We start from the raw sequence: 12,141 nt of genomic DNA on the forward strand, positions 1-12,141 counted from the left end.
GAAAGTTATTTATAAGAATAAATGCTATCGAGTATAAAGCCAACTCTATACCATATACAGGAACAAACCCTATATTCTTCTTAAATAAATTGATTTAGTTAATACCTTAATTTTAGCCAACATTATTTAAAAGAGTATTATTTTTACCCAAAACTAAAATTGTATGAACATAAGCATAGACCATTACAAAGGTCTTATAGATCGCCTTGGTGCGTTAAGGAGGTATCTTTGACATTGATGCCAAATTAATAGAAATAGAAAACGAACAAGAGAAAACCTTGGCACCTGATTTTTGGGATAATCCTCAAGAAGCGCAGGCGCATATGAAATTTATCCAATCTAAAAAGCAATGGGTAGATGATTATAATGCCGCACAACTATTGGTTACTGACCTAGAGGTGCTCATAGAGTTTCAACAAGAAGGAGATGTCTCTGAAGCTGAAGTAGAAGAGCAGTATGAAAAAGCTGTGAATACCATTGAAAAAATGGAGTTCAAAAACATGCTATCAGAGGAAGGAGATGAATTACCGGCCGTTCTTCAAATAACCGCTGGCGCAGGAGGCACGGAAAGTTGCGATTGGGCCGCTATGCTTATGCGTATGTATATGATGTGGGCAGAAAAAAACGGTTATAAAATAAAAGAGCTTAACTACCAAGAGGGTGATGTTGCCGGTATTAAAACCGTTACATTAGAAATTGACGGGGAATATGCCTTTGGATGGCTAAAAGGTGAAAATGGTGTACACAGGCTAGTGCGTATCTCTCCTTTCGATAGTAATGCTAAAAGACACACATCATTTGCATCTGTATATGTTTATCCTTTAGTGGACGATAGCATAGAGGTAGCCGTAAATCCGGCAGATATAACCATTACCACTGCAAGGTCTAGTGGCGCCGGTGGCCAGAATGTAAATAAGGTAGAAACAAAAGTGCAATTGACCCACCACCCTACCGGAATTCAAATATCTTGTTCAGATAGCAGAAGTCAGCATGACAACAGGGCTACGGCAATGAAAATGCTAAAGTCACAATTGTATGAGATAGAACTGCGCAAGAAAATGGAAGCACGACAAGAAATTGAGTCTTCGAAAATGAAAATTGAATGGGGTTCACAGATTAGAAATTATGTCATGCATCCTTACAAATTGGTAAAAGATGTGAGAACAGGGGAGGAAACCGGAAATGTAGATAACGTAATGAATGGCGATATTGACCAATTCCTTAAAGCTTTTCTAATGATGATGGGCCAAAGAGATGAAGAATAACATAGTATATCCCAATTTATTTATATAATGAATTGGGATTTCTAGTATAAAAATTAAATAGTATGATTAAAATATATCATAATTCTAGATGTAGTAAATCTAGAGAAGGACTTAAAGTACTTGAGAATTCTGGCAAGAAATTTGAAGTAGTGAAATATTTAGAAAACATACCAACAAAAGATGAGTTAAGAAATGTCATTAGCTGTTTAGGTATTAAACCCATTAACCTAGTACGTAAATCTGAAGCGATCTGGAAAGAAAAGTTCAAGCATTTATCACTTAATGATGAGGAGATATTAGACGCAATGATTACCCATCCAAAACTAATTGAAAGACCTATTGTTATAAATGGAAACAGCGCAGTCATTGGCAGACCGGCTTCTAACATAGATTCATTGTTAAAATAGAATTCACTATAATTAACGCATTAATTATCTTAACAAACAATTAACCATATTCAGTTAAACCATAGTATAACTTTATCATCTAAACACATGAAAAAAATAATACAATGTAGCAGTCTAAAAGTATTAGTTCTGCTACTAATTCTATTAGGTAGTTCTGAAATTTATGCACAATACGGTTATGGAAATAACGGTTATGGATCCCGCGGCGGTTATGGTTATGGCAGACAAAGAAGTTCTATACCACAGGCACAAACGCCAGCTGAAGAACCAAAACCTAAAACCGCAGAAGAATTGGTAGACGGCGAAATGCCTAGAATTACCGAAGCTCTAGGGCTAAATGCATTTGAACAAGCTGTATTAAGCTCTGTTCTTAAGAAATATGTTCAAGAGCGTATAGAGGCTCAGATATTAAAGCTTCCGCCAGAAAAAATGGCTGAAGTATATGAGAACATTACTAAAAGGCAAGACGAAGAATTAAAAGCAGGTTTGCCCTTAGAAAAGTATGAAGCTTTTGTTGCACTACAAAAAGATGGTGTTTCAAAAACTATCAAGAAGAAGAATAAAAAGAAGAAAAAAGAAAAACGAAAGAAACCCAAAAACTGAATTAATGAAAAAACTTTTCCCTTTACTCCTACTCCTTACACTATCATTCAATTACACACATAGTCAAAGACCGGGAGGAGACCGGGAAAGAGGTCCAATTGTCATTAGCGGAAAGGTTTTGGATAAAGATGATAACCTACCGTTAGAATATGCCACCTTAGTATTGCAAAGCGTAAACAACCCAGATCAAATTACTGGTGGCATTACAGATATAGACGGAAATTTCAAAGTTGAAGCTACCCCTGGAAAATACAATATCTCTATTGAATATATTTCCTATAAAACCTACCAATTACCCAATCAAACTATTACAGAGTCTAAAGACCTAGGTACCATTAAACTTGCATTGGACGTAGCGCAACTAGAAGCCGTAGAGGTTGTAGGTGAGAAAACTACGGTAGAGGTTCGTTTAGATAAAAAAATCTATAATATTGGTAAAGATTTAACTAATAGTGGTGCAACCATAACCGACGCCTTAAACAATGTACCATCTGTTGATGTAGATGTTGAAGGCTCTATTAGTTTACGAGGAAATGAAAACGTTAGAATACTAATTAACGGAAAACCATCTGCACTGGCAGGTTTTGGATCTACCGATGCCCTTACACAACTTCCTGCAGATGCTATTGAAAAAGTAGAGGTAATAACAAGTCCGTCTGCACGATATGATGCCGAAGGCACCGCTGGTATTTTAAACATTGTACTTAAAAAAGAAAAAACACTTGGTTTTAACGGCTCTGTCAATACCACCATTGGCTACCCTGTTAACAGTGGTATTTCTGTCAATGCCAATTTAAGAACAGATAAATTCAATTTATTCAATACTACAGGATATAGTTATAGGGACGCACCGGGCAACGCATTTTTTGACAACACCTATTCTTCTGGTAGTTTTGATAGGATTATAGAAGACAGAGCATATAATAGATTAAGAAAAGGGTTCAATACCAACTTAGGCTTAGAATACTTCTTGACTGAACAATCTTCTATAACCGGTAGTGTTTTCTATAGAACTTCTAAAAGTGAAGATGAAACAGATAATACCAACCAAAGATTTGTAAGCAATCTATTAAATAGCGAAACTTATAGAACGGAAGACGAGAATGAAGATGATGACAATTACCAGTTTTCATTAAACTATGTTAATGATCTTGACGACGACGGCCAAAAATTAACTGTAGACTTACAGTACTCTAATGGAGAAGAGACTAAGCTTTCCGTTATTGAAGAAAAAAATACTATTCCTAACGAAAATTTACTCGTTTTAGAAAATGTCTTTGAAACCGAATCTAAAAATGAATACTTAGCACAAGCCGATTATGTATTACCATTAGGAGATGCGCAGTTTGAAGTTGGTTATCGCGGTACTTTTGAAGAAGAGGTAACAAATTACAGGTTAGATTCCTTAAATCAAGAAACAGGTCAATTTGATATCAACAAGAATCTTACCAATATATTTACCTATAATGAAAATGTAAATGCTGTTTACACACAATATGGAAATAAGATTGGTAACTTTTCTTTCTTACTAGGGCTTCGTTTAGAGAATACACAACTAAAAGGCCAATTAGATTCTGAGTATGATACTAGTGAACTTGAAGAACAATTAGGTGTAGATGTCGACGTTAATTTTGACAAGAACTATTTGGGTCTTTTCCCTACTGTAAATTTCATATATGAACTTGCAGAGAACGAAAACATTTCATTAGGCTACAATAGAAGGATAAATAGACCTAGAGGATGGTTTATAAATCCGTTTCCATCTCGATCAAGCAGAACTAATATCTTTCAAGGTAATCCAGATTTAAATCCTGCGTTTTCTAATGCTTTTGATTTAGGATACCTAAAACGATGGGATAAAGTAACCTTAACGTCATCTATCTACTATCAAAAAGAGACAGACTCATTTGAAAGAGTACAAGAAGAAACCGGACAAACAACTACTGATGGTATTGAAATAATAAGAACCATACCAATTAATCTTTCTACAAATGATCGCTTGGGCGTAGAGGCCGGTATGATGTACTCCCCTGCCAAATGGTTGCGATTAAATTCAAGCTTTAATTTTTTCAGATTTTCAACCGAAGGTATATTTAACGGTGTAGACTACGGTACTACTAACACCAGTTGGTTTGGAAGATTTAGCTCTAAAGTATCATTACCCGCAAAAATTGACTGGCAAACAAATGCATTTTATAGAGGACCATCTTCTACGGCACAAACTGAAAACGAGGGTATATTCTCATTGAATTTAGCCTTTAGTAAAGATATTTTAAATGACAACGGTACACTTTCTCTTAATGTAAGCGACCTTTTGAACTCTAGAAAAAGAAGCTCTTATACAGAAACAGAGTTTTTTACATCAAACAGTGAATTTCAATGGAGAAAGCGCCAAATAACCATGGGCTTTGTATATCGTTTTAACCAACCAAAGGAACGTAATAAAGGTTCAAGAGGAAATGGTGGTGATGAAGGTGGAGAAGAAATTGAAGGATAAAATAGAAAAGACAAGACATAAAAAAAGAAGCCAATTGGCTTCTTTTTTTTTATGCTATACTTAAAAATAAAGATTTAAACACTCCAGCGCTTGCGTGGAAATTTAAATAAAATTTTTAATTCTTTACTTAGAGAACTCGTCTTAAGATAGGATTCTAATCTATGCTTCTCGTGCGGCTTTTTTCTTGTCGCTTCTTTCTTTTAATAATTCTTTAATGTTACCACCTAACCAGTAAGGGACAACAAATAATAACAAAAACATCATTAGCCAAAAACCTATAGTTAATATGGTTAAAAAAGCTAAAAATCCTAAATATTGGTCAAAATCAAACATATCTTCTTGCTTATATATTACAAAGATACCATAAACCAATTATTTTTTGCAAACGTTCTGCAAAAAATAATTTTACTTTTCGCAACAAAGTTGTCACCATAAAAATAAATGTAAACCTTATTTTTGAAGGGATATAAATAAGTTAACTTAAGATTCATATAAATTAATAAGATTATGGAGTTCAGAATCGAAAAAGATACCATGGGTAATGTAGAAGTACCCAAAGACAAATATTGGGGAGCACAAACAGAACGCTCCCGTAATAATTTTAAAATAGGTCCTGCTGCATCCATGCCTTTGGATATCGTTTATGGTTTTGCCTATTTGAAAAAATCTGCTGCATATGCAAATTGTGAACTTGGTGTTTTGGCTGCTGAAAAAAGAGACTTGATCGCCACTGTTTGCGATGAAATTTTAGAAGGTAAACATGATGACCAATTTCCTTTAGTAATATGGCAAACGGGGTCTGGCACCCAAAGTAATATGAACGTTAATGAAGTAGTTGCCAATAGAGCCCATGAAATTGCAGGTAAAGTGATCGGCGAAGGTGAAAAAACCATTCAACCAAATGATGATGTCAATAAGTCACAATCATCAAATGACACCTTTCCTACCGGTATGCATATAGCTGCCTATAAAAAGATTGTTGAAGTTACCATACCCGGCGTAACTCAATTAAGAGATACACTTCAGAAAAAAGCTGTTGAATTCAAGAATGTAGTTAAAATTGGCCGTACGCATTTAATGGATGCCACTCCCCTGACCTTAGGTCAAGAATTTTCAGGTTACGTATCTCAATTAGACCATGGTTTAAAAGCTTTGAACCATACACTTGCCCATTTAAGCGAATTGGCTTTAGGCGGAACTGCGGTGGGAACCGGACTAAACACACCTGAAGGATACGATGTTCTAGTAGCAAAATACATTGCTGATTTTACAAAATTACCATTTATCACTGCTGAAAATAAGTTTGAAGCCCTTGCTGCACATGACGCCATTGTGGAAAGTCATGGCGCATTAAAACAATTAGCGGTTTCCTTAAATAAAATAGCTAACGATATTAGAATGATGGCCTCTGGTCCTCGTTCAGGTATTGGTGAGATCATTATTCCGGCAAATGAACCTGGTAGTTCTATAATGCCAGGAAAAGTGAATCCTACGCAGTGTGAAGCACTAACTATGGTTTGCGCACAAGTTATGGGTAATGATGTTGCCGTTAGCGTTGGTGGCACCCAAGGTCATTATGAGTTAAACGTTTTTAAGCCTATGATGGCTGCAAACATTTTACAGTCTGCACAGTTAATTGGCGATGCCTGTGTAAGTTTTGAAGAGCATTGTGCTGCCGGCATAGAACCAAATCATGAAGTTATTAAGCAATTATTGAATAACTCTCTCATGTTGGTTACTGCTTTAAATACTAAAATTGGTTATTACAAAGCCGCAGAAATTGCAAATACCGCACACAAGAACGGTACAACTTTAAAAGAGGAAGCAGTTAATTTAGGATATGTATCAGCAGAAGATTATGACGAATGGGTAAAACCTGAAAATATGGTAGGTAGCTTAAAAGACTAAATACCACTCTCACAAATAAGAAAAGGCGACCAATTGGTCGCCTTTTCTATTATATTTTTAAAACTATTACTTCAACATAAATTTAGAAGTACCCAATAATTTTAATTGGTCGTCATATACGTTTACCATATAATTTCCATCTTGAAAATCACCAGAAGGCTTACTGATATAATCACATACATCTAAAGACTTGTTCTCATAGTAGAAACCTGTTTGCTTACTGTAAGTAATAGAAGCTCCGTTATCATTTGTTAAAGAGTTGCTACCACCAAGTACGTTACCTTGAGGGTCTAAAACTTCTAAGAAAAACTCTCTATCACCAGCTTGTGCAATTACGTTATCAGCTACTGTAAAACAAATTTTAAATTTGTCAGTTGCCCTAGCTCTTTGTGTTGAAACTAATTTACCACTATTACGTTCTTTTACCGCATCTACATTGAATTTAGATAAGTTCAAAGCAGAACCTTTCTCAACAACCTGAGCCAAATTTGTGTTCTGTACTACAAGAGAATCATTAAAAACTGTTTGCTTTTCCAATTCAACGTAAGTACTATCACGCTGCATAGCAATTGCCGTATTAGAACGTGTTAAAGAATCTACTTGCTTTAATAGTTGCTCTCTTTCAGCCTTAAGAACACCAACTTGCCTTCTGTATCTAGATAAGGATCCTATATCCGCTTTCATCGTTTTTACAGAGTCTATATATTTTGCAATATTATCCCTTGCACTAACTAACTCTTCATTAGTAGCATTACTTTCTAAAATAGCCTTATCATATTCAGATTTTAAACTATTTAAATCCTCAACTACCAATTCTTTCTCTTTTGAAAGAACAACTTCGGTCTTCTTTTTATCTTGGTAAAGACTTACGGTGTAAATGATAGTACCTAAAAGCACAACACCTAAAAGAGCGGTCAAAACTTTTAAACCATTGTTATTTTTTGTTTCAGTCATAATTTTAAATTTAATAAAGTGTCTGTTTGTTCAGTTTATATACGTGTTAATTGAAATTTTAGATTTTTTAATGTTAAAATAATTTATTTAACTTAGTAAAGACGTATCTAATATGTTATTTCTAAGATCATTACTGTAACTTACCTTTAAAAGCTATGCTTACCATAGTACCTTACACGCCTAAATATACTCAAATCTTTAGAGATTTGAATATAGCTTGGATAACGGAACATTTTGAAGTTGAAGAAAAAGATAAAGAGCTCTTGGAACATAGTCAATCTACTATTATCGATCAAGGTGGTTATATCTTTATAGGATTGTGGAATGACATACCCGTAGGATGCTTTGCATTAATCAAAAAAACAGAGCATCGTTTTGAATTGGGAAAAATGGCTGTTGACAAAACCTATCAAGGGTTAAAAATTGGTCAAAAAATGTTAGAATACGCCATTAACTTCTCAAAGAATAAAAACTGGAAAGTACTTGATTTATACTCTAGTACAAAATTAAAGATCGCACTCCATATTTATAAAAAATACGGATTTATTAACGTTCCTCTAGAGCATAATATGGAGTACCTTCGATCTAATATCAAAATGGAACTAACACTTTAAACATAACAGAATGAGAATATTTAAATTACTGATTTTACTATTTGTAGAAATCATGGCGTTTTCATGTAAAGATGCCAATAAAACAGCGCACGAATTAGACCCTTCAATAAGGATCGAAGAAAACAAATCGGTAGCTGAAATAACAAATGAGCGCAAGTCCGAAGACATTGAAATCATTCCAATAGCACATGCCACTGCAGTCATAGAATGGAAAGATCTTGTTATTTACATTGACCCTGTTGGCGGAGCTGCTGCTTTTGAGGGTCAAAAGAACCCTACTGTAATATTGATTACCGATATACACGGGGATCATTTAAATGTAGAGACTTTAAATGCCCTAAACACTACTAACGCAACATTTGTAGTACCACAAGCGGTTGCAGATGAATTACCTCAAAAATTTAATGAGCAATTGGTAATTATGACAAATGGCACCAGTAAAGAACTTAGCGAGATTATTATAGAAGCTATACCAATGTACAATCTTAGAAAAGAGGCTTTGAAATTTCATGAAAAAGGACGCGGCAACGGTTATGTTCTTACAATTGACAATCAGCGTATTTACTTCTCTGGTGACACCGAGGATATTCCTGAAATGCGTTCTTTAAAAAATATAGACAAAGCTTTTGTATGTATGAACTTACCATATACCATGACAGAAGAAAGTGCCGCTGCCGCCGTGTTAGACTTTAAACCAAAACAAGTTTACCCTTATCATTACAGAGGCAAGCCAGACGTAAGTGATGTTGCAAAATTTAAGCAGTTGGTTGATGCAGGAAATCAAGATATTGAGGTGATACAGTTAGATTGGTACCCTAATGAAGAATACTAATTTTAGCTGTTAGCTTAAAATAAAAAAGCCCGCAATTGCGGGCTTTTTCTTTATATAAAATACTATCTAATTAATTTCTTGTACTTAATTCGTTTTGGCATCAAATCTCCGCCCAATCGTTTTTTCTTGTTCTCTTCGTAATCAGAGAAAGAACCTTCAAAGAAATATACTTGAGAATCACCTTCAAAAGCTAAAATGTGTGTACAGATACGATCTAAAAACCATCTATCATGCGAGATTACTACGGCACAACCTGCAAAGTTTTCTAAACCTTCTTCTAAGGCACGTAGCGTATTCACATCTAAATCATTGGTAGGCTCATCTAAAAGTAGAACGTTTCCTTCCTCTTTTAAGGTCATTGCCAAGTGCAAACGGTTACGTTCACCACCAGAAAGCATATTCACTTTTTTGTTCTGCTCACTACCTGAGAAATTAAACCTGCTCAAGTAAGCACGAGAGTTCACTTGCTTACCACCCATCATCACCAATTCTTGCTCATCACTAAAATTCTGCCAAATGGTTTTTTCGGGATCAATATTAGAGTGACTCTGATCTACATATGCAATTTTTGCAGTCTCACCGGTTTCAAACTCTCCTTTATCAGGAGTTTCTTCGCCCATGATCATTCTAAAAATAGTAGTCTTACCAGCACCGTTTGGTCCAATAATACCAACAATACCTGCTTGGGGTAATTTAAAGTTCAAGTCTTCGTATAGTAACTTATCATCATAAGCTTTACTTACTCCCTTTGCTTCAATAACATTGGTACCCAAACGGGGTCCGTTTGGAATGTAGATTTCCAGTTTTTCGTCAAGTTGTTTTTGATCTTGACTCATTAACTTATCATAGTTCTTAAGACGTGCTTTTTGTTTTGTTTGTCTACCTTTTGCACCTTGGCGTACCCAATCAAGCTCTCGCTCAAGAGTTTTTTGCCTTTTGGAGGCTGTTTTACTTTCTTGAGCCATACGTTTAGACTTTTGATCTAACCAAGAAGAGTAATTCCCTTTCCAAGGAATACCTTCCCCTCTATCCAATTCTAAAATCCAACCGGCAACATTATCCAAGAAATATCTATCGTGTGTTACGGCAATTACCGTTCCTTTGTAAGACGCCAAATGATGCTCTAACCAATGTACAGATTCTGCATCTAAGTGGTTGGTAGGTTCATCCAATAATAAAATCTCTGGTTCTTGAAGCAGTAATCTACATAAAGCTACCCTTCTTCTTTCACCACCGGAAAGCACAGCAATTTTCTTCTCTGGATCCGGAGTACGTAAAGCATCCATGGCTATTTCTAACTTGGTATCCAGTTCCCAAGCGTTTGCAGCATCAATTTTATCCTGCAACACAGCTTGTTGATCCATCAACTTCTGCATTTTATCGGCATCTTCATAAACTTCAGGAAGACCGAACATGTCGTTTATCTTATTGTACTCATCAAGAATAGCTACCGTTTCGGCCACACCTTCCTTAACAATTTCCAATACGGTTTTGTTCTCATCCAATTCAGGTTCTTGTTCCAAATATCCAACTTTGTAACCTGGAGAAAAAACTACATCACCTTGAAAGTTTTTATCAACTCCTGCAATTATCTTTAGCAAAGTAGATTTACCAGAACCGTTTAAACCTAAGATCCCGATTTTAGCACCGTAGAAAAAGCTTAAGTATATATTCTTTAAAACTGGAGTATTCGCATTTTTATAGGTTTTCGTAACTCCTGACATGGAGAAGATTACCTTCTTATCGTCTGACATAAAATTATAGTGTTTAGTGAAAATTAAAACCTAACAGAAGAATTCACTGTCGGTTCTAAAAATATGTTATACTCTACCTTTAAGTGCGTTGAACACCCAAGCAATAGCAAAAAAACCTATACCTACGGATGCAAAACCCCAACCTGCAACATCATCATAGCGAAAAGCACCTAATGCAATTAGCGCTAGACCTACAAAAATCATAATAAAAGTTGCCCAAGAGAGCACTGTATTCTTGTTCATTTTCGAATCAATTAAAATTTAAGCTAACATCAAATATCGGAATTTTTAAGACATTTGCCCAGTATTACCCCTCCTATTATTCAAACGGAAACACAATTCCTGTCTTTTTACGAACGGAATCCATAATCTCTACTAAATCAAGACTATTTTGATGGCTCCACATATCACTCTCTTTTTTTCCAGAATTTAAACAATCATGAACTTCTTCAATTTCATGCACATACCCTTTTCCTCTTTTCCCTACTTCATTTGAGGAAGTCTCACCATCTTTTATCAGTGTATAGCCCGTAGTTTCATGCCATCTAGGATGTAAAAAAATAGTTCCTTTACTTCCGGCAATTTCAGCCTTTTTTTCAGAATCAGAGTTAAGTCCGCTATATAAGATGGCTTGAGCATTGTCATAATTAAAAATCATACTGCACTGCATCTCCACACCTGTTTTGTAAAAATTGGCAGTTGCTTTTATATCCTTAGGTTTTCCTAACATTACATATGCTAAAAATATTGGATAGATACCTATGTCCAATAAAGACCCACCAGCAAGATCAGGATTCAATAACCTTCCCTCTTCATCCCTATTCAAAGCGTAAAAAGCAAAATCTGAATGTAAATATCCAATATCACCTATAGTACCATTATCTACTAATTCTTTTACTTTTACAATGGTAGGGTTAAATCTTGACCATAAAGCCTCCATCAAAAAAACATTATTTTCTTTGGCAACGGCTATCATTTGCTCCACTTCTGGCTTATTGACACCCATAGGCTTTTCACATAATACCGCATTACCTGCCTTCATTGCAGCAATGCTTAAATCTGCATGTGATGTATGTGGCGTTGCCAAATAAATAATATCAACCGTACCGCTATGAAATAGTTCTTCATAACTACCATAAGCATTTGGCGCACCATATTCATTGGCAAAAGCCTGGGCTTTATCTATACTTCTAGATGCTACCGAAACCAATTTACCGCCATCAACCAATGCCAAATCTTTTGAAAAACTATGTGCAATGTTACCTGCCCCTACAATACCCCACTTTATCATACTTTTTGTTTTTGTT

12 protein-coding genes are annotated in these 12,141 nt (G+C 35.3%); 7 read left to right on the top strand and 5 right to left on the bottom strand.

The window, feature by feature from the left end:
- The first annotated feature begins 163 nt into the window (after positions 1-163).
- The 4 genes from prfB to BW936_RS11120 all read left to right on the top strand — a co-directional run bounded on the left by prfB (position 164) and on the right by BW936_RS11120 (position 4,772).
- Positions 164-1,265, top strand: a protein-coding gene (gene prfB, locus BW936_RS11105; protein WP_143744129.1) for a peptide chain release factor 2 whose coding sequence is annotated in 2 segments (ribosomal slippage) — positions 164-229 and positions 231-1,265 — 1,101 coding nt in all. Because the reading frame shifts where the segments join, the coding sequence is not laid out codon by codon here.
- A 62-nt stretch (positions 1,266-1,327) separates the two neighbouring features.
- Positions 1,328-1,672, top strand: coding sequence for an arsenate reductase (glutaredoxin) (gene arsC, locus BW936_RS11110; protein WP_076548478.1), 345 nt, complete (start codon positions 1,328-1,330; stop codon positions 1,670-1,672).
- A gap of 87 nt (positions 1,673-1,759) precedes the next feature.
- Positions 1,760-2,275, top strand: coding sequence for a hypothetical protein (locus BW936_RS11115; RefSeq protein WP_076548479.1), 516 nt, complete (start codon positions 1,760-1,762; stop codon positions 2,273-2,275).
- Positions 2,276-2,279: 4 nt separating this feature from the next.
- Entirely contained in the window at positions 2,280-4,772 is a 2,493-nt protein-coding gene (locus tag BW936_RS11120; RefSeq protein WP_076548669.1) for a TonB-dependent receptor, read from the top strand.
- A gap of 159 nt (positions 4,773-4,931) precedes the next feature.
- Here BW936_RS11120 and BW936_RS19740 read toward each other — a convergent pair whose 3' ends face one another.
- The gene (locus BW936_RS19740) at positions 4,932-5,105 is read right to left on the bottom strand and encodes a hypothetical protein (RefSeq protein ID WP_167368352.1); all 174 of its coding nucleotides are present in this window, start codon (positions 5,103-5,105) and stop codon (positions 4,932-4,934) included.
- Between the two features lie 174 nt (positions 5,106-5,279).
- On the opposite strand from BW936_RS19740, the gene fumC reads away from it, so the two are divergent.
- Entirely contained in the window at positions 5,280-6,680 is a 1,401-nt protein-coding gene (gene fumC / locus BW936_RS11130; protein ID WP_076548481.1) for a class II fumarate hydratase, read from the top strand.
- Positions 6,681-6,746: 66 nt separating this feature from the next.
- Here the strand turns inward: fumC and BW936_RS11135 are convergent, their stop codons facing one another.
- A complete protein-coding gene (locus BW936_RS11135; RefSeq protein WP_076548482.1) occupies positions 6,747-7,634 on the bottom strand; it encodes a hypothetical protein in 888 nt (295 codons plus the stop codon).
- A 155-nt stretch (positions 7,635-7,789) separates the two neighbouring features.
- On the opposite strand from BW936_RS11135, the gene BW936_RS11140 reads away from it, so the two are divergent.
- Both BW936_RS11140 and BW936_RS11145 read left to right on the top strand, forming a co-directional pair.
- Positions 7,790-8,248, top strand: coding sequence for a GNAT family N-acetyltransferase (locus BW936_RS11140; protein ID WP_076548483.1), 459 nt, complete (start codon positions 7,790-7,792; stop codon positions 8,246-8,248).
- Between the two features lie 10 nt (positions 8,249-8,258).
- On the top strand, positions 8,259-9,080 hold the full coding sequence (locus tag BW936_RS11145; RefSeq protein WP_076548484.1) for an MBL fold metallo-hydrolase: 822 nt from the start codon (positions 8,259-8,261) through the stop codon (positions 9,078-9,080).
- A gap of 62 nt (positions 9,081-9,142) precedes the next feature.
- Here the strand turns inward: BW936_RS11145 and ettA are convergent, their stop codons facing one another.
- The 3 genes from ettA to BW936_RS11155 all read right to left on the bottom strand — a co-directional run bounded on the left by ettA (position 9,143) and on the right by BW936_RS11155 (position 12,125).
- On the bottom strand, positions 9,143-10,834 hold the full coding sequence (gene ettA, locus BW936_RS11150; RefSeq protein WP_076548485.1) for an energy-dependent translational throttle protein EttA: 1,692 nt from the start codon (positions 10,832-10,834) through the stop codon (positions 9,143-9,145).
- 66 nt (positions 10,835-10,900) lie between these two features.
- The gene (locus tag BW936_RS19745) at positions 10,901-11,077 is read right to left on the bottom strand and encodes a CAL67264 family membrane protein (RefSeq protein ID WP_091904100.1); all 177 of its coding nucleotides are present in this window, start codon (positions 11,075-11,077) and stop codon (positions 10,901-10,903) included.
- A 76-nt stretch (positions 11,078-11,153) separates the two neighbouring features.
- Entirely contained in the window at positions 11,154-12,125 is a 972-nt protein-coding gene (locus tag BW936_RS11155) for a Gfo/Idh/MocA family protein (protein ID WP_076548486.1), read from the bottom strand.
- Positions 12,126-12,141: the final 16 nt, after the last annotated feature.

Source organism: Maribacter ulvicola (assembly GCF_900155985.1).
Taxonomy (GTDB): Bacteria; Bacteroidota; Bacteroidia; order Flavobacteriales; family Flavobacteriaceae; genus Maribacter; species Maribacter ulvicola.